Below are 20,507 nucleotides of genomic sequence, written 5' to 3'. Positions count from 1 at the left end.
GGAAGGGGCAATACTTGCCGAGGCCGATCTGGTCGTGCCTTTGGACATTGAGCCGCTGCTGGCACTGCGGCAACAGCCGCGCGCTGTTTGGGAGAACAATCCCATCCCTTTGCCGAGCACCCGGAGTATTCAACTGTGTGACGACAAGCTGGTGTTTTACCGGCACTTGCTTGCTGCCGGCTTTGGTCGCGAGCTGCCGCGCATTGCCGAGGCGGGCTTGCTGAAGACCCCATTCATCCTGAAGAAGCGTCAGGACGTGATGGGGCAACACTGCTACGTTGTCCACAACCAGCAAGATCTACAGCGTTACGCGCCACTACTGGACGACCCCGACTATTTCTGCCAGACACTGGTCACGGGTGATGAAGAGTTTGCCACCCATCTGCTTGTTCGCGACGGGCGCGTCGAGCATGCGCTGAATATCCGTTATCGCTTTGCCGGCAATACGCCGGTCAAGGGGAAAGATCCAGCCTTTAGGGCTCCGGTGCCGGCCCGCCATCTGGCGCTGTTTGGTGAAATGCTTGCCGCGCTTGGTTTCGAGGGGCTGTGTTGCTTCAACTACAAGGAAGAAGGTGGCAAGCCGCTCGTGCTCGAAATCAATCCGCGCTTCGGCGGCAGCCTCTGCCCCTATTTCTTCACTTTCGTTCACCACCTGCAAAGGGTGGGCTAACCCGCAGTCGCCCATTTTTGTCGGGTTCTCAAAGGGTGCCCGAGTCGCCGGGGTGTTTGTTGCGGCGGGGGCTAGGCTCAGTTATTGGCACCGGTTTCATCCCAGTGCCCTTGTACCCAGCTTTGCAGATTGCCCCAGCCTTGAGCGCCGCTTGCGCTGTCGTGCACGACAATCATGGCGTCGCGAAAGCTGTTCAGGCGCCGTACGCTCTCCTGGCTGCGGCAATCGGCAAAATATTCGCCCTCCACATGCAGCTTGCCGCGCCACTGGCCGGCGTAGTGGCCATCAAAACCGTGATACAGGCCGCCGCCCAGATGAAATCCGGTGTCTGAAATGGCGCGCGCCGACAAGGTGCGCCGGCTGCCATCTGCCAGCGTCAGATCGAAGCGTCCTTCGATAAAGCGCTGGTTGTCCGGGTGAAAGGCGAGGCTGGGTCTATTGTCGATGACGGCGACGCGGCGTCCGTCCGGATACTCGAACTGCCCCTGCATCCGCTCGTGGTGCAGGCCGGGTGCGCGGTAGCGCAGCAAATACTGGTGAAAGGCGTAATGGCTGCCATCCGGATTTTGCAGCAGCAGCGGATTCCAGATCGCCATCACCTGCAGGCCTTCGCTGTCCATGGCCTCGGGTTCGGTGTCGGCAAGCGCTGCGCCGACGCCCGGGCGTATCCCCCACGAGTGGTCGCGCGTCATCACCCAGCCCTCTGGCGTGACTTCATGGCGCACGCCCTTAACTTCGATCCAGCCGCTGGCGGTTCCGCTTTGGTGGTAGCGGATCTGGTCGGCCGTGCGGCGATAGCCGCTGTGGTTGCGCCTGTCCTCGCGTGCCTCGGTAAAACAGGGCACGGCGCCTTCCAGCAACAGATCGAAAGCGATCGGTTGTACCGCGTTTTTCTGTAGCGTGACCCTGATTTTTTTGAGCGGCTCGATAATCTCGTACTGTATCGGCCCGACCGATACCGACTCCACATCGCCGGCCAGTGCGCGGCTGGCGCGCACATTCCATTGCTCGGCCTGACGCGAGACGCCGGCATAGGCATCGACGACGCCGCGGTTGACGTATTTGCCGAAGCCGAAGCCGATCTGCAGCGAGCCGTCGCGCGCGCCGACCATGCCGCAGACCTTTTCGGCCCAAGCCGGGTCGGTGTGCAGTACCGATGCGTGGGTGTCGACAATCTGGTGGTTGAAGCCTTCGTCGGCGCCGACGAGGGGGCCGATGCTGCCGCCTTGTTGCATGGCCTGTTCTTTCTTGAAATTTGTGGATGGGATGACGCTAACCCGCGGGCGCGGCGTACGGCATGGTCTCTACGGACGATGCCGCTAGCAGCTGAGGCCGGTAATGATGAGCGCAAATACAGATCACCCAAGCGCAAGGAGAGACACGATGCGATACCCAGAAATGCCGGCACATCTCGACCCTATCCGCCATGAAGCATGGCTGGACGAGGGCCGTGTGCATCAAGAAATGCAGACACTGCGTGAAGATTTTCCGGTGTGCTGGTACGCACGCGAGCCGTACCGCCCGTTCTGGGTGGTGACGCGCAACGCCGATATCAAGGAAGTGATGGGGCAGAATGCCCTGTTCATCAATGAGCCCAGGCTGGTGCTGGTTGATAAGGCCGTCGAAGAGGCGACCGAGCAGGCGCTGGGCGGGCGCCGCTATACGGTGCGTACCGTGCTGGACATGGATGGTACCGAACATCAGGCCTATCGCGAACTAACCCGGTCCTGGTTCATGGGGCCGGGGATCGTCAAGTTGCAGCAGCGTATCGAGGCGCTGGCGGACCGCTATATCGCGATCATGCGCGAGGCCGGCGGCCGGATCGACTTTGCGCATGAAGTGGCCAGCCAGTTGCCGCTACGCGTGATCCTGTCCATTCTCGGCCTGCCCGAAACCGAGGCGCCCTTTATCCTGCGCATCACCCAGCAGCTGCTGTCGTCGGCCGACCCCGAGCTGCAGCGCTCGCGTCAGGGCGGTGCCGACGTGATGCCCGAAGTGGCCGCCTATTTCGGCAAGCTGCTGGCCGAGCGCCGTGCCAACCCGCAGGATGATCTGGCCAGCGTGATTGCCACGAGTCTGGTGGGTGACGAGGCCATCGGGGCGCTGGAGGCGATTTCTTACTATCTGCTGATCTCGACTGCCGGGCACGAAACCACTGCTGCCTCCATCGCCGGGGGCATGCTCGCCTTTATCCAGAATCCGGATCAGATGAAAAAGGTGCAGGACAAGCCGGCGCTGATGCGCAATGGCGCCAACGAGCTGGTGCGCTGGGTGTCGCCTATCCGCCACTTTATGCGCACCGCGACCGAGGACTACACCCTGTCCGGCGTCACTATCCGCGCCGGCGATTCGGTCTGCGTATTATTGCCCTCCGGCAATCGCGACGACGCGACATTCGATGCGCCGTACCGCTTTGATATCGAGCGCCAGAGCGAGGGCCATGTCGGCTTCGGCTGGGGCGGGCACGCTTGCCTTGGGCGTCAGGTGGCGCTGGCCGAGATCCGCACCTTCTTCGCCCGTCTGCTGCCGCAGCTGGCATCGGTCGAGCTTGATGGCGTACCGCGCCCGATCCAGTCCAACTTCACCGGCGGCTACAAGTCGCTGCCTATCCGCTACCGCTTTCATGACGCATGATGGATGCAGTTGAGCTTGTCTATCTAGACGAGGGGCCGCGCGATGCGCCGGACGAGGTGTCGGGCTTGTTGTGCGACTTTGCGCGAGGACGGCTGCCCGGCTAGCGCAGTAGCGCGGCGCGGGCGCGCCCGAGCAGTGCCGCGTCGACGCCGCCGGCAGCGAGATAGGCATCGATGCTGCCGTAACGCGTAACAAGCCTGTCGAATGCGGCGCTGAGGAAGGCCTCGTTGACGCCGGCAAATATCGCTATCGTGGCGTCGTCAGGTGTTGTGCCAAGATAGCCCGCCAGCACCGTGCGCAGGCGGGCATGCTGCGCGTATGCCGCCTGGCGTCCGTGGGTGAGGTAGTCGTCGGTCACTTGCGGATGGGATACGCCGGCGGCGCGGGCAATCAGTGCGCAGGCAAAGCCGGTGCGGTCCTTGCCGGCGGTACAGTGCACCAGCAGCGGCTCGCCCTGTGCCAAAGGCTCAAACAGGGTACGCAGATGGGGCAGGAAAGCGTCGGCGAAGCCGCAGTACAGCGCGCGCATCAGGGCGTGTGCACTATCGGCGCCGGGGTGGCGTGCGAAGCTGGCGATCAGGGCATTGCTCCCGGTATCGTTGGCGCGCAGGTCGGCCGCGACCGGTGCGCGCTGGCTGCGCACGCCCAAGAGTGTGCCCCACAGGCAGAGCTCGCTGTCGCGCTCGCGCACGCTTCTGAAATCGATGATATGGCGGATGCCAAGTGCGCGTCCGGGCGTGATTTGCGCGGTATCCAGCGTACTGAGCACGCCGGCACGAAAGAGTCGCCCGCGCTTAAGCGGCAGGCCCTGGCAGGCGTCGTCGGGCTGGCTCATATTGTCTCCGATGGCGCGTGCGGGCCGAGCAGCATCTGTTCGAGTATGCCGCGCCCCGTACGCGTGGCCTCGCCTGCGATGGCAAGCGTCGCGCGGGTCAGTGATTGCAGGTGGATTTGCGCGAAGTCGTTGGGGTCCAGCGTCCGGCAGTCGCGCGTCTCGCCGTGTACGGCAAATTCGCCGTGATAGCTGCCGTGCCCCCACTCGGGGTGGTTGTAGCCGGCACCCTGCATATAGATCACTTCGCCGCACTCAAGGGCGAGGGTCGCGCGCCGGCCATCGGCCAGCATGCCGCTGATGCTGGCGCGCGCAAGCTGGCGGCAGCCTTCGCGGTACTCAATGTGTACACGCGGCTGGCTCAGGTGGCGCGGTGCGCCACCGTCGGTGGGCACCAGTACGCACTGGCGGTTCCAGCCATTGCCGTGTGCGTCGTCATTGGTGTGAAAGTGCACCACCAGATCGTCGAAATGCGTCGGCCCCCATAACCAGAACCACTGCATCTGGCCGGCCGGCAACATAGGCTGTGCATCGCGTGCCCCTATCGGGCGCACGCCCCACGAGCGGTCGCGCGTGGCGCGCCAGCCATCGACGACGATGTCTGTGCCATCGACGCTCAGCGCGCCCTGCCAGCGTCCGAGCTGGGTCATGCGGGTGAGGTCGAGCACGGTGCGCGGGCCGTCGTGCCACACGAAACGCGGCTCTTCCTGCGGCGCGGTGCGTCCGGTGAACGTGAGCCTGCCCGCGAGGCCGAGCTCGGGCGCGTCGATGCGCACATCAAGGCGGGCCAGCGGTTCGACGATGTCGATGGCGATCGGGCCGACACGGGTGTCCATCCGCTTGCCGCCCAGTGCGCGCGAGGCAAACACACAGCGCTGCACCCCTTCGCGCTGCACGCAGGCATGGGCGTCCATCACCCCTAGGTAGGGGTAAACGCCGAGCGCGACGGCAAAATAGCTGCCTCCATCTTCGCTAAAACCGTTGAAGTAGTAGCGGTCGTAGAAGTTGCGCTCGCCGCCTGCATCCGCCAGCGGGACCGGTTTTTGGTGGATAGGGTAGTCGTCGCCGCGGCTTAGCATACGGTCTGCTCCGTCACGCCCATCTCGGTCATGGTCAGCGCCAGCACTGCGTAGCCGCCGTTGTGGGTATCCATATTGACCTCGGGCGCGACCCAGCCGCGTGCGGTGAATAGCGTGCCCAGCCGCGCCATGATTACCGCGAGGCGGGCCGCGGCAAATAGTTCGAACCACGGCAATAGCGCCGCCGACTCGCTGCTGGCCGCTTCCCAGCAGGCGATGCTTTCCTCGCGCGAGGGCAGGTGGGCGAGGCGGGGTACGGCGTAGCCTTCGCTCAGCGAGCGGTCCAGTACCAGAAACCAGGCCAGATCCTCAAGCACATCGCCGATATGCGCACTTTCCCAGTCGAGCGCGGCGGCGACCCGGCCTGCGTCGTCGAAAATCAGATTGCCCAGCTTGGCGTCGCCCCACACCAGTGCGGCGCGGCGCGATGCCGGGCGGTGGGCGGCAAGCCAGGCTAGCGCGCGCCGGATCAGCGGGTAGGGGCGCGCCTGCGCCTCGGTCCACGTCAGGAAAGCCGCCAGTTCGTCCAGCTGGACGGCGACCGGGTCGCCGCCGGGGGCCAGGGTATCCAGGCCGTGTGCGCGCCAGTCGATGCGCGCAATCTGCGCGGCGGTTTCGATGCCGGCGAACCAGTGGCGGCGGAGGCTGCCGGCGTCAAGTTCGCCCAGCCAGCCTTGAATGTGGTATTGCGGGTTCTCGTTCGGCACCCGCCCTTCGATACGGCGCATCAGATAGAACGGCCGTCCGAGTACGGATGCGTCTTCCTCGAAGCCATAAAGACCGGGCACCGGCACCGGGCTGTCCGCCAGCGCCGCCATCACCCGGTACTGCAGCGCCAGATCGTAATCGGGAAACAGGCCGCTGCCTGCCGGTGCCAGACGCAGTACCAGCTGCTGGCGCTGGGGCTCGGCCCCGAATTCGGCATCGATCAGCCAGGTCTCGTTGGAATAGCCTTGTGCCGGCGGGCGAAGTTCCAGAATGCGGGCGCTGCCGCCGTGGTGCCTGGCGAGCCAGGCGGCCAGTGCCGGGGCGATGTCTTGCGCTTGTGGTGGCTGCATTTCAGGCTTTCTTTAGCGGAGGGCGGCGTGCGGCCCATGGTTGTGCCGCTTCGAGCTGGGCCGCCAGCCGCAACAGCGTGTCTTCGGCGCCCAGGCGTGCGGTAAACAGGCTGCCCACCGGTTGGCCCTGCTTTGTCCAGTACAAGGGCACCGACATCGAGGGCTGGCCGCCGATATTGGCGATGACGGTAAAGGCCGCGCTACCGGTGGCGGCTTTGGCGTAGTCGTCGAACGGGCGGTTCAGTGCCAGCTCGCCAAGTGGCGGCGCGGTGGTGGCGGTGACCGGGGACAGGATGACATCGTAGCGCTCGAAAAACTGTTCCATTTGCAGCGAGACCAGCTCGAAGCCCGAGCGGGCGCGAAACAGGTCTTCGGCAGTTAGCTTTTGTGCCATCTGCAGCGCCGCCCAGGTAATGGGTTCTACATCATCCGGCGTCACGCTGCGCCCCAGTTGCTGTTCGCGATTACGTATCGTCGACAGCAAGGCGGTGCGGGTCACCACGCCTTGCGGGCCGAAGACCTGCAGGGCCGACACCGGAAAACGGGCGGGTTCGATATGGTGCCCCAGGCGAGCCATCAGCGCGGCGGCCAGGGTCAGTGCATGCGCGGTATCGGTGTCAAGGAGGGTCCCGGTCAGGCTTTCGCCTATCAGTGCCACGCGCAAGCGCCCCGGCTCGCGGCTGATTTCGTCCATATAAGGGCGCACTAGCGGGCGGGCCCAGTACGGGCTGCCGCTTTCGTGTCCCTGTCCCACATCCAGCATCAGCGCCGAGTCGCGCACGCTGCGGGTGATGGCATGGGCGACGCTGGCGCCGAACCAGCCTTCGAAACGGCCCGGCCCCTGCGGCGTGCGGTAGCGGCTGGGCTTGAGGCCGAACAGGCCGCAATGTGCGGCCGGAATGCGGATCGAACCGCCGCCGTCGGTCGCGTGTGCGACCGGCACCATGCCGGCGGCGACGGCGACGGCGGCGCCACCCGAGCTGCCTCCGGCGCTGAGCGCCGGATTCCATGGGTTGCGCGTGACGCCCCATAGTGCGGATTCGGTGGTCGGGGTCATACCGAATTCTGGGCTGGCGCTCTTGGCAAAACCCACCATGCCGGCCGCTTCGTAGCGCGCGAGCAGGGTGCTGGTCACGCTGGCGACGTTGTCGCGGTAAAAGCGGCAGCCATGGGTGGTGATGGTGCCGTCCAGATAGGCATTGAGATCCTTGACCAGCAGCGGCACGCCGGCAAGCGCGCCCTTGCGCTGCGTTGCCGCCAGTTTGCGGGCCCTGTCGTCGTGGCGCAGTACCACGGCATTGAGTGCCGGATTGCTGTGTTCACAGGCTTTTAGCGCCGCTTCCAGTAATTCGCTGGCGCTAAACTGCCGCTGGCGTACCCCGGCGGCCATGGCGGTGGCGTCCAGCGCCTGATAGTCGGTACTGGACAGTCCGCGTCCGCCGGCATGGACATAGGCGGGCGGCAACAGGCTGGCGGCGCCCAGTGCGAGGCTTTGGCGCAGCAGATTGCGCCGCGACAAATTGGCGGGGCTGGGCTTCATGGCGGTCCCTTGTTGTTAAATCGCAGCGGCCGGACTGGCGGCCATGGCCGCGGCCGGGCTCTCGCCATGCTTGACAGGGGCACGGCGCGCCTTGGCGATCAGTTCGGCCGCGCGCTCGCCTATCATGATGGCGGTGGCGTTGGTATTGCCCGAGATCAAGAGCGGCATCACCGATGCATCGACGACGCGCAGGCCGCAGACGCCGCGCACACGCAGTTCGGTATCGACCACGGAGGCGTCATCGCTGCCCATGCGGCAAGTGCCGACCGGATGGTGGCCGGTGGTGCCGCTACGCCTTGCAAAGGCTATCAAGTCTTCGCGGCGCTGGACGGCTGCACCGGGATAGGTCTCGGATGCGGTCACCGCGGCAAGGGCCGGGGAGGCGGCAATGCGCCGCGCCCAGTCTATGCCGGCAAGCGTGGTGTCGATGTCGTAGTCGGTCGTCAGATAGTTCATCACCATCTGCGGCGGCTGGGCCGGGTCGGCCGAATTCAGGCGGATATGGCCGCGCGATGTGGGGCGGCACACATTGGGCGCCAGGGTGTAGCCCGGATAGGGGTGCAGCGATTTAGTTTCCGACTCCAGCTCGCCCGACAGGGGCAGCAGATGAAATTGCAGGTCGGGGCGGCTTAACTGCGGTGAGCTCTTGCAGAAAATGCCGACTTCGGCCGCCGGCATGGTCATCGCGCCCTGCTTTTTCAGCCAGTAGGCCAGCACTTCGCGCAGCACCCCCACGCCCGTCAGGCGGCTATTCATCGACGCCTGCCCGGCCTTGAGCTGCCACATCAGCGGCACCACCAGATGATCCTGCAAATTGGCGCCAACGCCCGGGGCATCGACCAAGGTCGTGATGCCGTGCTGGGCCAGATGATCCTTGGGGCCGATGCCGGAGAGCATCAGCAACTGCGGGCTGGCGATGGCACCGGCGCACAGCAGGATTTCGCCGTGGGCGGCGACCTGTTTCAAGACGCCGTTTTGACGGTATTCGACACCGGTCGCACGCTGGCCATCAAACACGATGCGCGTCACCGTGACGCCGGAAGTGAGCGCCAGATTGCCGCGTGCCAATGCCGGTGCCAGATAGGCGTGCGCGGCCGAGCAGCGGCGTGCGCCATTGAGCGTCGCCTGATAGTAGCCGACGCCTTCCTGCTTCTCGCCGTTGAAGTCCTTGGTCGGCGGGATGCCGGCTTCGACGGCTGCCGCGATCAGCGTGGCGGATAGCGTAGAGGGGTCAAGCAGGTTGGCCACCTTGAGCGGGCCGGCGTGACCGTGCGCAGCGCCTGGCTGTGCCGGGTTGTTTTCCGAACGCAAAAAATAGGGTTCGACCTCGCGCCAGCTCCAGCCTTTGGCGCCGGCGGCTTCCCAGTCATCGTAATCCTCGCGCTGGCCGCGTACATACAACAGGCCGTTGATGGCGGAGCTGCCGCCGATGACCTTGCCGCGCGGCAGCGGCACATGGCGGCCGTTCAGCCCGGGCTCGGGGCCGGTCTGGTACGACCAGTTCAGGGCATGGCCGGGGGTCTGTGTCTTGCCCCAGCCGGCCGGCATGTCGATGAGCAGGTTTTTGTCGCTGCCGCCGGCTTCCAGTACCAGTACGCGCACACTCTTGTCTTCGCTGAGCCGGCCCGCAAGGGCACAGCCGGCACTGCCGGCACCGATGACGATATAGTCGAACTGGTCCATGTCAGTCTCCGGCAAAAACAATGCACTCGTGAGGCGCGCGCGTGGTGGCGGCCTGATTGACGGCGGCTTCGGGGTCGGGCCGGCCGAAGGAGATGCCGAACATCAGCTGCCAGGCTTCAGTGATGCCGAACTCGGCGCGTACCTGCGCCGGGTGGAAGCTGAGTGAGGTTTGCGGGCAACTGGCATACCCCATGGCAGTGAGTGCGAGCATGAAAGTCTGCGCGCACATGCCAAGGTCGGCGGCTTCGCGGGTGCCAAAGCCCGGTGGCAGGAAGAAAAAAGCCACATGCGGCGCGCCGAAAAAATCGAAGTTGCGCATGAACTGGCGGCTGCGGGTGGCCTTGTCGTCGCGCGCTATCCGGCAGGCGCCATACAGCGCTTCGGCGGCGCCGCTTTGGCGTTCGCGGTAGACGCCATCGTAGCGGCCATCGTAGGGTAGATCCGGCGCCATGCGCCCGCTGGCCATGTCGGATGCGATGGCCAGCGCCAGACGCGTACGCGCGTCGCCCGATGCGATGGCAATCTGCCATGGCTGGGTATTGCAGTTGGACGGTGCCTGACAGGCCAGATGCAGCGCGTGCTCGATATCGGCGCGCGGCAGGGATTCCGCCAGAAAGGCACGGGTCGAGGTGCGCCCATGCACGATGGCGTCAAATGCGGCGGCTCGGTTCATCGGGGTGTGTTCGGGTGCGGACATGGGCGCTCCAGAAGGGCAGTGAGCAAGAGGAGGCGGGACGGGCAGTGGGGTGTTCATTGGCGACGCCCGCTGCCGGTTTCCGGCTTATCCCAGATAACCCAGCTGCTTTGCAGCCAGATCCAGCATGATCTCTTCGGTGCCGCCGCCTATGCACTGCGGACGGGTTTCGCGGAAGATGCGTTCGGACTTCACGCCGCGCATGAAACCGGCTCCGCCCAGTATCTGGCAGGCTTCGCGTGCCACATACTCGAGCATGCGTGTCGCCTGTACCTTCAGTAGTGCGATCTCGGCCGGGTTTTCGTGCCCGGCATCGATGGCCGCCGCACAGCGTTCGACCCAGGCGAGCGAGGCGTAGATTTCGCGTGTCATCTCGGCCAGCTTCTGGCGTATCACCTGATGGTGCACCAGCTTCTTGCCGAAAGTGGAGCGCTCCTGTGCCCAGGCCAGCGCCTCTTCCAGTGCCACCATGGCAAAGCCGCAGCAGGTGGTGGCAATGCCGAGGCGCTCGCCGTTGAAGTTCTTCATCATGCCGCGAAACGCCTGACCCTCGGCACCGATCAGGTTTTCCACCGGCACCCGGACATTGTCAAAATAAAGCGTGGCGGTGTCCGAGCAGTGCCAGCCCATCTTGTCGAGTTTGGTGCGGCTAAAACCCGCTGTATCCTTTTCTATCAGCAGCAGGCTCACGCCTTCGGCGCCCGGCCCGCCGGTGCGTACTGCCACCGTGTAGTAGTCGGCGCGCATGCCCGAGGTGATAAAGGTCTTGGAGCCGTTGACCACATAATGGTCGCCAACGCGCTCGGCACGGGTCTTGAGGTTGGCCACATCCGAGCCGCCCGAGGGTTCTGTCACCGCCAGCGCCATGATCTTGTCGCCGGCAAGCACCCCCGGCGCGATGCGTGCCTTGAGTTCTTCCGAACCGAGCGCGATGATGGGCTTGAGCGCGACCGAGTGCACCATCAGGCCGGCGAGCAGGCCGCCCGAGGCGGCTTCAGCCATTTCCATCGAGAACATGATGCCGTGAAAGGTATCCAGCCCTTCGCTGTAGCCGCCATAGGATTCGGGGAAACCCATGCCCAGAATGCCGGTTTCAGCCGCTTTCCGGTGTAGCGAGCGCGGCAGTTCGCCGTCCTGCTCCCACTGATCGATATGGGGTGTCACTTCGCGGCTGACGAAGCGGCGCACCGATTCGCCCCAGGCATCGTGGCTCTCGTTGTAATGCGGGCTGTGCTGACGCCATTGATCGAACAATCTGGGCATGCTGGTCTCCTGTGTTGCGGGTCTGTCGCCCGGCTGATTCCTGCATTCTGCCATGGCGGCTGCGGGCTTCATCGTCCTTTTGGAGGAGGTTTAGCGCCCCTGCCACTGCGGCTTGCGTTTTTCACTGAAGGCGGCAATGCCTTCGATCACGTCGCGGCTTGTGCGCATCGTTTCCAGCGCGGCGATGCCGCCCGTGTCCTGCCGCGCCAGAGCCGCCGCTAGCGGCAGATCCAGTCCCGCGCTGACGCAGGCCTTGGTAGCCCGTATCGCCAGCGGTGCACACGCCGTCAGTTTGCCTGTCCAGCGCGCGAGCGCCGCATCCAGTTCGGCATCGGGCACCACCTCGTTGATGAGGCCCCAGTCCAGCGCCTGAGCGGCATGCACGCTGTCGCCGGTGAGCAAGAGCTGCATGGCGCGCTTCATGCCGATCTGGCGCGGCAGACGGTGCATGCCACCTGCGTAGGCAACGGCGCCTATCTTGGGTTCGGGCAGGGCGAAACGCGCACTTTCGCCGGCAATCACGAGATCGCACGCCAGTGCGATCTCGAAGCCGCCGCCCATGGCGATGCCGTCAACCACGGCGATCACCGTCTTGTCGAGATCAAAGCGGCTGGTGAGTCCGCCGTAGCCGCTTGCCGGCACCACATAGGGTTCGCCGCCATTGGCGGCTGCATGCATGGCGCCAATGTCGCCACCGGCGCAAAAGGCCTGGCCGCCGGCGCCGCGCAGCACGCATAGCCACAATTCGTCATCCGCAGCGTAAGCATCCAGCGCATCGGACATCAGGCGGTGGGTTTCGCTGTCCAGCGCGTTCCTGACCTCGGGGCGGTTGATGGTGATCAAAAGAACCCGGCCATCGATATGGGTCAATACCTTGCTCATGGGGTTTCTCCTGTTTGCAAAGCCGTCTCTGCCGTCTGGCGTGCCCAGCGGTAATCGGCCTTGCCTGCGACCGAGCGCGCGACTTCGGGCACGACAAAAACATGTTTGGGCAGCTTGTAGCCGGCAAGCAGGTCGCGGCAGTGTTCGCGCAGCAGCGCCTCGTCGCCGGCACTGGCCGCGCGGCGCAGGCTGACCACAGCGGTGACTTTCTGTCCCCAGCGCGGATCGGCGATGCCGACCACCAGCACATCGGTCACATCGGGGTGGCGGCGCAATACATCCTCGACTTCCTCGGGGAAGACCTTTTCGCCACCGGTATTGATACACTGAGAACCGCGCCCCAAGAGGGTGATGGTCCTGCCGTCGGCTTCGAGGCGGGCGGCATCGCCCAGCATGGCGTAACGCACGCCATCCAGCTGGATAAAGGTCTCGGCGGTTTTTCTCTCATCGCCCCAGTAGCCGCAAGGCACATGGCCGGCGCGCGCCAGAATGCCGGTTTCACCCGCTGCGACATGCGCATTGCCCAGCGGGGTCAGTACCGCCAGTTCCGGGCCCAGTTGCAGGGTCATCAGGCCCTCGCCGTCGGGGCGCGGCCCTTGGCCGATCACGCCGCCTTCGCTGGTGCCGTAGCCGTTGCCCATATGGGCATTGGGCATGTGGCGCTTGATGTCGTCCTGCAGATGGCGGGCGAACGGTGCGCCGCCCGAGCCGAACACATACACCGCGGACAAGTCCCAGCGGCCGGGATTCGCCTCCAGCGCATCGCGTATCGGCATCGCCATCGCATCGCCGACAATGGCGGTGATATTGACCCGCTGCTGCGCCATGGTATCGAGCACATGGATGGCGTCAAAACTGTTCCGGGTGGTGGTGACCACGGTGTGGCCGGCAAACAGCGAGACCAGCGTCGCCCACATCGCCGCGCCGTGCATCATCGGCGCGACCGGCATGAAGCGCAACGGCGTGCCGCCCTCGGCGATGGCCGCCAATTCTTGCGGGCTGGTGACGGGCTGGCCGCTCTTGCGGTACATATCGCCACCGCCCAATGCACCGAAGAACAGGGCCTTGTGCGTCCACATCACGCCCTTGGGCGCGCCGGTAGTGCCGCCGGTATACAGCAGCATCAGGTCGTCGTCGTTGCGGCCGTCACGGGGCGCCGGCTCGTGGGGGGCAGCCAGTTCGGCCTCGAGTGCCGCATCGCAACACAGCGCCACCTGAATGGCGGGGAAGTCGGGCAGGATGGCCGCGACGGTGCCGGCGAGCGCGGGCGCGTACACCAGCGCCGACAGGCGCGCGTTGTCGAACACATAGGCCAGTTCGGCGCCGACATAGCGGTAATTGATATTGACCGGCAGCGCGCCCAGCTTGCAGGCGGCAAAAAACGTGGTCAGATATTCGGCGCCGTTGTAGAGCAAGAGGCCGACGGTGTCGCCGCGCCGGATGCCGCGCCGGGCTAAAAGTGCAGCCAGTGCGTCGGCGCGCGCCTCGAGTTCGCGGTAGCTGAGCGTGGCTTCACCGCTGATGACGGCGCTGCGTTCGGGGACGGCGTGAGCGACCTGTTCAAACAGGTCGGCCAGGTTGTAGCTGGAAGCTTGCGTCATCGTAGGCTCCATTGGGATTTAGTTGGCATCGCGTGGCGTGTAGCCGATTTCGGCCAAGAGGCGCGCATTGTCTGCGCCCAGTGCCGGTGCTTCGCGGTGTACGGAAAAATCGCAGCCGCTGATGCGAAATGGCGGAGCAAAACCGGGGTAAGCGCCGAATACCGGGTGCATGCCGTCAAACGCCACGCCGCGCGCGCGCGCATCGGCGCGTGCTTCATCGCTACTCAGTACCGCGCTGACACAGGCATCCAGCCCGGCCAGTTTCTGCATCCATTCAGCCAGCGTATAGCGGGCGATTTCGCCAGCCAGCGCGGCACGCGCAGCGCAGCCGGCGGCACCGTCTACATGGCCTTGCGCAATCAGGTCGCTACGTTCTATGCGTTCGCAAAATGCCTGCCAGAACTTGAACTCGACGGCGCCAACGGCCAGATGGCGGTCGTCGGCCGTGCGGTAGACGCCGTAGCAGGCCAGGGCGCCCGAGAGATAGTCTTCGCCGCGGGCAGGGGCAATCTGGGTCTGGGCGGCACCGGCTTGCGCCATCACATTGTGGACGGTGGCGCTGTCGGCCATGGCCACATCGATATAACGCCCCTTGCCGCCGCGTGCGACATCGAATAGGGCGGCGAGAATGGCGGTGGCGGCAGTGAGCGCCCCGCCGGCAAGATCGGCGACCGGGAAGTTGCCGCAGACCGGGTCCATCCCTGATGCGCCGTTCTGGTCCAGCGTACCGGCCAGCGCCTGATAATTGATGTCGTGACCGGCCAGATGCGCGCGCGCGCCGTTCTGGCCGTAGCCGGAGATCGCGCAATAGACGAGCTTGGGATTAATGGCCGACAGTGCAGCCCAGCTCAGGCCCAGCTTGTCCATCACGCCGGGGCGGAAACCCTCGACCAGTACATCGGCGGATTCGACCAGCTGCTTGATGACGGCAACGCCGGCACTCGTTTTCAGGTCCAGCGCCAGCGAACTCTTATTGCGCGCGAGCATGCAAAACAGGGTGGAAAATTCGCCCTGGCCCATGCCGCGTGCGGCATCGCCGCCTTTGGCGGGCTCGACCTTGATGACCTCGGCACCCATATCGGCCAGATGCAGGGTGCACATCGGGCCCGGCAGAAGCTGGGTCAGGTCTAAAATGCGCACGCCGGCAAGCGGCGCGCTCATGCGGTTTCTCCCTTGCGTGCCGCAGGCGGGGTCAGTGCGTTCTTGCCGTAAAAGCGCTGGCCGTTTTTCGCCATGTCGCGCAGCAGATCCGGGATGGCAAAGCGCTCGGCCGAGACTTCGCGTGCCAGACGCTCGCAGTGCGCGATCACCTGGGCCAGGCCTTGCGTGTCCATCATGGAAAACGGTCCGCCAAGATAGGCGGGGAAACCGACGCCGAGGCAGGCACCGACGTCGCCGTCAGCGGCATCAAACAGCACGCCCCCGGCCATGGCACGTGCGGCATCGGCCAGTTGTGCGTACAGCAGGCGCGCTTTCACTTGCTCGACATCGGGTTGTGCGGCTTTTTGCGGCCAGATTGCGGCAAGCCCGTCCCACAACTGCTTGCCGCCGTCAGCATATGCGTAAAAGCCCATGCCGTTCTTGCGGCCGTGGCGGCCATGCTTGACGACCAGTTCGGCAATCACCGGCACGGAAGAGCCGGGGTGATAGCTGTCGCCCTCGTCCTGATGGCGCTGTTGCGCACCCTTGTGCGCCAGATCCAGCCCCACCTCGTCGGCTACCGCCAGCGGCCCCACCGGATAGCCGGCCAGGTGCGCCGCCTGCTCGATCAGCGCCGGCGAGATGCCCTCGGCCACCATGGTGATGCCCTCGTTGAGGAAGGCACCAAAAAAACGGCTGGTAAAGAAACCCGGGCTGTCGTTGACCAGAATCGGCGTTTTTTTCAACTGGCCGACAAGATCCAGTGCCAGCGCCAGAGCATGCTCGGACGTTTCGCTGCCCTTGATGACCTCGACCAGCGGCATGCGCTCGACCGGCGAGAAAAAATGCAGGCCGATAAAGTTGCCGGGGCGCGCAAGCGTGGTGGCGAGGCCGGTAATCGGCAGCGCCGAGGTGTTGGAGGCGAGGATGGCCGAAGGCGGCAGTGCCGCTTCGGCACGGGCGAATACTTCGGCCTTGACGGCGCGGTCTTCAAACACCGCCTCGATCACCAGGCTTGCGTCCTCAAGTCGCGCGTAGTCGGTGGTCGCGGTGATGCGGGACAGGACCGCATCCATCTTGTCTTGCGTCGTGCGCCCCTTTTCAAGGTCGCGCGCCAGACGGGTGCGGGCATAGTCCTTGCCTTTGTCGGCCGCCGCCTGCTCGCGGTCTATCAGTACCACGCTGATGCCGGCTTGCGCCGCGACCAAGGCAAGACCCGCGCCCATCAGGCCGGCGCCCAGTACGCCGATTTTCTGGTGCTTGTGCTTGGCGATGCTGTCGGGGCGGTGCATCAGGCGGTCGGCCTTGCCCTTGTTGATAAACAGCGTGCGTATCATATTGCCGGCGACCGGATCGAGGTTGAGCCTGACAAAGTATTTGCATTCGATGTCGAGCGCCTTGTCCATCGGCAGTTGCATACCCTCGTATAGACAGCTGAGGATGGCCTGTGGTGCGGGCAAGTTGTGGCAGGTATGGGCCTGTACCGATGCGTTGCTGCCGAGGAATAGCTGGGCGATGGCAGGCTCCAGCGGGCTTTGCCCGCCGGGAATGCGAAACCCTTTTTTGTCCCATGGCTTGCTTGCGTCGGGCGCACCCGCCAGCCACGCGCCTGCGGTTGCGAGCAGATCTTCGGCCGGCACCAGTGCGTCTAGCAGGCCCAGCTCCAGCGCCTTGGCAGGCTTGATCAGTGTGCCTTGCAGCAGCAAGGGCAGGGCGCGTGCCACGCCCAGCATGCGCAAATAGCGCTGGGTACCGCCGGCACCGGGCAACAGGCCGACGCCGACTTCAGGTAGGCCGACCGTCATGCCTTTGACATCGGCTGCGCAGCGGTAGTGGCAGGCCAGTGCAATCTCGAAACCGCCGCCCAGTGCCGCACCGTTCAAGGCGCAGGCAAAGGGTTTGCCGCCGGTTTCTATTTTGCGCAGCAAGGCGGAAAAAGCCCGGCACTCGCTGTAGAGTTTGGCTGCGTCAGGCACTTCGGATAGCGAGGCTTCCAGTGTTTTCAGGTCCGCACCGGCAACGAAGGAGCTTTTGGCCGAGGTCAGCAGCACACCCTTGACTTCTGCATCGGCCAGCGCCGCATCGACATGATGGCGGAAGCTGTCGATGAAATGGCGATCCATCACATTGGCCTGGGTATCAGGCTGGTCTATGGTCAGGGTCAAAATGCCGTTGCCGGCCAGTTCGCACTTGAAATAATCGATCATGATCCGCCCTCTCAGACGCGTTCGATAACGGTAGCGATGCCCATGCCGGCACCGACACATAAGGTCGCGAGGCCGGTGGCGTCGCCGCGGCGCTCCATCTCGTCCAGCAAGGTACCCAGAATCATTGCGCCGGTCGCGCCCAGCGGGTGGCCCATGGCGATGGCGCCGCCATTGACGTTGATATTGCCATGCGCGACCTTCATCACTTCCATAAAGCGCAGCACCACCGCCGAGAACGCCTCGTTCAGCTCCCACAGGTCGATATCGGCTGCACTCATGCCGGCATTTTTCAGCGCGCGTTCGGCCGCGAACGACGGGCCGGTCAGCATCATGGTCGGCTCCGAACCGATGCTGGCGAAGCTGCGAAAGCGCGCGCGTGGCGTCAACCCCAGCGCACGGCCAGCTTCCAGCGTGCCTATCAGGATGCCGGCGGCGCCATCGACGATGCCCGAGCTATTGCCGGCATGATGCAGGTGGCTGATTTTTTCGACCTCCGGATAGCATTGCCGCGCCACGGCATCAAAGCCGGCCTGCTCGCCCATCTGGGCGAAGGCGGGCTTGAGGGCAGCAAGGCTGTCGACGGAGGTCTCGGGACGTATGGTTTCGTCGCGCTCAAGCAGCGGCAGGCCGAGGATATCGGTCACCGGTACGACCGAGCGCTTAAAGCGGCCTTCGGCCCATGCTTGCGCTGCGCGGTGGTGGCTGGCGGCGGCGTAGGCATCAAGATCATGCCGGCTGTAGCCGTATTTGCTGGCCATAAGATCGGCGGAGACACCCTGCATCACGAAGCGGGTGTGAAAGGCGACCGCCGGATCGATGGCCCAGCTGCCGCCATCGCTGCCCATCGGGATGCGGCTCATGCTCTCGACCCCGCCGGCGATGGCGAGCCCTGCCTGGCCGGCCATGACCTTGGCGGCGGCCATATTCACCGCCTCAAGGCCGGAGGCGCAGTAGCGGTTGATCTGCACGCCGGGGACGGACTGGTCGAAACCGGCGGCCAGCGTTGCGATGCGGGCAATATTGCCGCCTTGTTCGCCAACGGCAACGACGCAACCCATGATGACGTCTTCTATCTGGCGGGTATCCAGTTGATTGCGCTGTGCCAGTGCTTTCAGGGTTTGCGCGGCAAGTGCCGTGGGGGTGACTTCGGCCAGTGCGCCATCGCTCTTGCCTTTGCCACGCGGGGTGCGTACATGGTCGAAAATATAAGCCTGCGTCATTGTTGTCTCCATGATTTCGATGGACGAGTCCTGGCACTATGCTGCACGCCGCAGAGCATCTCCATCATCGTCCGGCCGGACTAAAGCGCACGTTTTAGCCTGCGTCAGAGTACATCGGCCACCTGCGCCACGTCGCCGGCCTGCGGCGAGGCCGGTCGCAGCATGGATCGGGCCAGAAACAGCGTGTAGACGAGGATGGGCAATCCTGCCGTAGCCGCCGCCAGCAGGTAAAGCGGGGCAAAGCCGCTGGCGGACAGAAAGCCGGCGAGGCCCGGGCCCAGCATGGCCGCCAGTGCAAACGCGGCCGGAATCAGCATCACCGAACGCCCGGACGGGTCCAGCCGGGCGATGGCGGCCGTCTGGTAGATGCAACCCCAGGTAAAGCCAGCTTCCCATACCCAGGCGCCGATGGCAAAACCGGCAAAGCCGCCGCGACTCATCAGCAGCAGCCCTGCCGTAATGACCAGCAGGACGATGCCGTGCGGCCATCGATAGCCCAGCCTGTCGCCGACCAGTATCAGCGCGCCGGCGGCCGCGCCACCCAGCAGCTTGAGTACGGCAAAGGTGAGTCCCAGTTCGGACGCGCTTAGCGCATGGCTGTGGCCGATGCGCTCGAGAAAGGCCCATAAGCCGATCTGGCCGGTTCCATAGACAAAAAAGCAGGCCAGCGCGGCAAAAGCCGGCCATGGCAGATGCAAAGAGTCGGCGATGCTGATGGCGTCACGAGCCGCTGCCGCGCCGGGCAGGGCCTCGCGTCGCGGCAGCTTCAGGCTGGAGAGCGACAGCAGCAGAATGATGGCCGATAGTGCCAGTACCAGCCCCGGGTAGTGCCAGCGTGCAATCACCAGCGGCGGCAGTACGAATAGCACCAGCGAAGTGACTGCCAGCTCGATGGCCAGCCTGACGGATAGCGCGCGCTCCTTGTCGGGCAGGGCGCCCATGATGCGCAGGCCCAGACAGGTCATCAGTGCGGCAAAAAAACCGACGACGGCCCATAGCGGGTACTGGAAAAAAAGCGGCAGTTGCGAGGACAGCAAGAGTGCGCCGGCGGCGCCCAATGCCGACAGCCGCGTCAGCCACGGCCAGTTAAGCCTGTCCATGTAAAGCGCGGCCAGCAAGGTGCCCAGCAGGTAACCTGCAAAGCAGCTTGAGCCCAATAAGCCGGTCGCCGCGGCGCCAAGCTTGAAACTGTCGGCAAGCGTGCCCAGGAGGATGGGCAGCGCATTGAAGGGCAGGCCGCCTATGGTCGAGGCGAAACTGGCGGCCAGCATGCTGCCCCATAGGGCAGGGCTGGACAAGACGGGGGTAGGCTGCATGATGGTCTCTCCAAAGTGGACAAGACAATCTGGCGGGTTTGCCGGGGTGCACGCATCGTGCGTTTGGGGTAGTGCGGCCACGATGTGCCCTTGGCCGGAAAAAAAGGGGGGCTGCTGCGTGCGCGGGCTTGTTTTTAAGTCTCCAGCTTTTGCAGCCAGTCGCAGCGCGCGGCCAGTTTTTGCTGCCAGGCCGGATCCAGACCGGGCGCGCTTGCGGCCGCGCGTAGTTCGGCAAGCGGCGGGCGATGGCAGGTGGCCAGACGCCAGAAGTGATCCACGCTGACGGACGAGATGCGCTCGAGCAATAGCAGGCTGTCGCCGGCGCCGACCCGCCCTTCGCAAAGTACGCGTGCGTACCAGCCGGTTTTGGCCTGATCGCTGATCCACTGCGAGGCGCCGGCCACCTCGAGGCGGTGGTTGATCTTCCAGCAAGGGCTGCGCGGGCTGCAAAGCTGTATCCGGGCGTCACCCAGTTCGAACACGTCACCAATATGGACTGCGCACTCATCCATTTGATAGGCCGACAGATTCTCTCCCAGACAGCCGGGTGCCAGTCGCGCGGCGGCCTCAGGAAAAGCCTGTGCCAGTGCGTCGTAGTGTTCGGCAGGGTATAGATGAACGGCTTTCTCGCGCCCGCCGTGAAAGCGCCGGTCGGCCTGCACGTCGCCGGCAAAACCTTCAAATCCCA

The 20,507-nt window shown here is 64.8% G+C and carries 17 protein-coding genes; 2 read left to right on the top strand and 15 right to left on the bottom strand.

The window, feature by feature from the left end; translation table 11 throughout:
• Positions 1 to 670 (top strand): hypothetical protein (locus ACRC1E_RS07285; RefSeq protein WP_438514447.1); only part of this gene is annotated, 670 nt, incomplete at its 5' end.
• Between the two features lie 77 nt (positions 671 to 747).
• Here ACRC1E_RS07285 and ACRC1E_RS07280 read toward each other — a convergent pair.
• Entirely contained in the window at positions 748 to 1,905 is a 1,158-nt protein-coding gene (locus tag ACRC1E_RS07280) for a hypothetical protein (RefSeq protein ID WP_438514446.1), read from the bottom strand.
• A gap of 148 nt (positions 1,906 to 2,053) precedes the next feature.
• Here ACRC1E_RS07280 and ACRC1E_RS07275 point away from each other — a divergent pair, with 148 nt between their 5' ends.
• Complete coding sequence (locus ACRC1E_RS07275; protein WP_438514445.1) at positions 2,054 to 3,304, top strand: cytochrome P450; 1,251 nt, start codon at positions 2,054 to 2,056, stop codon at positions 3,302 to 3,304.
• A gap of 100 nt (positions 3,305 to 3,404) precedes the next feature.
• Here ACRC1E_RS07275 and ACRC1E_RS07270 read toward each other — a convergent pair whose 3' ends face one another.
• From ACRC1E_RS07270 to ACRC1E_RS07205, 14 genes are all read right to left on the bottom strand, one after another.
• Positions 3,405 to 4,139, bottom strand: a complete 735-nt coding sequence (locus tag ACRC1E_RS07270) for a tyrosine-protein phosphatase (RefSeq protein WP_438514444.1) — start codon at positions 4,137 to 4,139, stop codon at positions 3,405 to 3,407.
• A complete protein-coding gene (locus ACRC1E_RS07265) occupies positions 4,136 to 5,215 on the bottom strand; it encodes a hypothetical protein (RefSeq protein WP_438514443.1) in 1,080 nt (359 codons plus the stop codon). The genes ACRC1E_RS07270 and ACRC1E_RS07265 overlap by 4 nt, the downstream gene beginning before the upstream one ends.
• A complete protein-coding gene (locus ACRC1E_RS07260; RefSeq protein WP_438514442.1) occupies positions 5,209 to 6,273 on the bottom strand; it encodes a phosphotransferase family protein in 1,065 nt (354 codons plus the stop codon). The genes ACRC1E_RS07265 and ACRC1E_RS07260 overlap by 7 nt, the downstream gene beginning before the upstream one ends.
• A gap of 1 nt (position 6,274) precedes the next feature.
• Positions 6,275 to 7,813 carry an amidase gene (locus ACRC1E_RS07255; protein ID WP_438514441.1) on the bottom strand — a complete coding sequence of 513 codons (1,539 nt, stop codon included), beginning with the start codon at positions 7,811 to 7,813 and terminating at the stop codon, positions 6,275 to 6,277.
• A 15-nt stretch (positions 7,814 to 7,828) separates the two neighbouring features.
• Positions 7,829 to 9,496, bottom strand: a complete 1,668-nt coding sequence (locus ACRC1E_RS07250; RefSeq protein ID WP_438514440.1) for a GMC family oxidoreductase — start codon at positions 9,494 to 9,496, stop codon at positions 7,829 to 7,831.
• 1 nt (position 9,497) lies between these two features.
• Complete coding sequence (locus tag ACRC1E_RS07245; protein WP_438514439.1) at positions 9,498 to 10,193, bottom strand: nitroreductase; 696 nt, start codon at positions 10,191 to 10,193, stop codon at positions 9,498 to 9,500.
• Between the two features lie 84 nt (positions 10,194 to 10,277).
• Positions 10,278 to 11,453: an acyl-CoA dehydrogenase family protein gene (locus ACRC1E_RS07240; RefSeq protein WP_438514438.1), complete on the bottom strand. Its 1,176-nt coding sequence runs from the start codon at positions 11,451 to 11,453 to the stop codon at positions 10,278 to 10,280.
• Between the two features lie 90 nt (positions 11,454 to 11,543).
• Positions 11,544 to 12,335 carry an enoyl-CoA hydratase-related protein gene (locus ACRC1E_RS07235; RefSeq protein WP_438514437.1) on the bottom strand — a complete coding sequence of 264 codons (792 nt, stop codon included), beginning with the start codon at positions 12,333 to 12,335 and terminating at the stop codon, positions 11,544 to 11,546.
• Entirely contained in the window at positions 12,332 to 13,936 is a 1,605-nt protein-coding gene (locus ACRC1E_RS07230; RefSeq protein ID WP_438514436.1) for an AMP-binding protein, read from the bottom strand. Before ACRC1E_RS07230 ends, ACRC1E_RS07235 begins: the two co-directional genes overlap by 4 nt.
• 18 nt (positions 13,937 to 13,954) lie before the next feature.
• Entirely contained in the window at positions 13,955 to 15,097 is a 1,143-nt protein-coding gene (locus tag ACRC1E_RS07225; RefSeq protein WP_438514435.1) for a CaiB/BaiF CoA transferase family protein, read from the bottom strand.
• Entirely contained in the window at positions 15,094 to 17,283 is a 2,190-nt protein-coding gene (locus ACRC1E_RS07220; protein ID WP_438514434.1) for a 3-hydroxyacyl-CoA dehydrogenase NAD-binding domain-containing protein, read from the bottom strand. Before ACRC1E_RS07220 ends, ACRC1E_RS07225 begins: the two co-directional genes overlap by 4 nt.
• Positions 17,284 to 17,294: 11 nt before the next feature.
• Positions 17,295 to 18,503 (bottom strand): acetyl-CoA C-acetyltransferase, encoded by a 1,209-nt coding sequence (locus tag ACRC1E_RS07215; RefSeq protein WP_438514433.1) that lies wholly within the window; start codon positions 18,501 to 18,503, stop codon positions 17,295 to 17,297.
• Between the two features lie 104 nt (positions 18,504 to 18,607).
• Positions 18,608 to 19,819, bottom strand: a complete 1,212-nt coding sequence (locus ACRC1E_RS07210; RefSeq protein WP_438514432.1) for an MFS transporter — start codon at positions 19,817 to 19,819, stop codon at positions 18,608 to 18,610.
• A 134-nt stretch (positions 19,820 to 19,953) separates the two neighbouring features.
• A partial coding sequence (locus ACRC1E_RS07205) for an MOSC domain-containing protein (RefSeq protein WP_438514431.1) occupies positions 19,954 to 20,507 on the bottom strand: 554 nt, incomplete at its 5' end.

The sequence above is a fragment of the Craterilacuibacter sp. genome, assembly GCF_051659485.1.
GTDB lineage: Bacteria > Pseudomonadota > Gammaproteobacteria > Burkholderiales > Chromobacteriaceae > Craterilacuibacter.
This window is presented reverse-complemented; position numbering and strand designations above follow the sequence as displayed.

Bases quoted from the DNA above. Each gene is read 5' to 3' on its own strand.
- ACRC1E_RS07225 (WP_438514435.1), bottom strand. From the start codon at position 15,097: ATGAGCGCGCCGCTTGCCGGCGTGCGCATTTTAGACCTGACCCAGCTT.
- ACRC1E_RS07240 (WP_438514438.1), bottom strand. From the start codon at position 11,453: ATGCCCAGATTGTTCGATCAATGGCGTCAGCACAGCCCGCATTACAAC.
- ACRC1E_RS07255 (WP_438514441.1), bottom strand. From the start codon at position 7,813: ATGAAGCCCAGCCCCGCCAATTTGTCGCGGCGCAATCTGCTGCGCCAA.
- ACRC1E_RS07250 (WP_438514440.1), bottom strand. From the start codon at position 9,496: ATGGACCAGTTCGACTATATCGTCATCGGTGCCGGCAGTGCCGGCTGT.
- ACRC1E_RS07270 (WP_438514444.1), bottom strand. From the start codon at position 4,139: ATGAGCCAGCCCGACGACGCCTGCCAGGGCCTGCCGCTTAAGCGCGGG.
- ACRC1E_RS07210 (WP_438514432.1), bottom strand. From the start codon at position 19,819: ATGCAGCCTACCCCCGTCTTGTCCAGCCCTGCCCTATGGGGCAGCATG.
- ACRC1E_RS07215 (WP_438514433.1), bottom strand. From the start codon at position 18,503: ATGACGCAGGCTTATATTTTCGACCATGTACGCACCCCGCGTGGCAAA.
- ACRC1E_RS07245 (WP_438514439.1), bottom strand. From the start codon at position 10,193: ATGTCCGCACCCGAACACACCCCGATGAACCGAGCCGCCGCATTTGAC.
- ACRC1E_RS07260 (WP_438514442.1), bottom strand. From the start codon at position 6,273: ATGCAGCCACCACAAGCGCAAGACATCGCCCCGGCACTGGCCGCCTGG.
- ACRC1E_RS07220 (WP_438514434.1), bottom strand. From the start codon at position 17,283: ATGATCGATTATTTCAAGTGCGAACTGGCCGGCAACGGCATTTTGACC.
- ACRC1E_RS07280 (WP_438514446.1), bottom strand. From the start codon at position 1,905: ATGCAACAAGGCGGCAGCATCGGCCCCCTCGTCGGCGCCGACGAAGGC.
- ACRC1E_RS07230 (WP_438514436.1), bottom strand. From the start codon at position 13,936: ATGACGCAAGCTTCCAGCTACAACCTGGCCGACCTGTTTGAACAGGTC.
- ACRC1E_RS07235 (WP_438514437.1), bottom strand. From the start codon at position 12,335: ATGAGCAAGGTATTGACCCATATCGATGGCCGGGTTCTTTTGATCACC.
- ACRC1E_RS07275 (WP_438514445.1), top strand. From the start codon at position 2,054: ATGCGATACCCAGAAATGCCGGCACATCTCGACCCTATCCGCCATGAA.
- ACRC1E_RS07265 (WP_438514443.1), bottom strand. From the start codon at position 5,215: ATGCTAAGCCGCGGCGACGACTACCCTATCCACCAAAAACCGGTCCCG.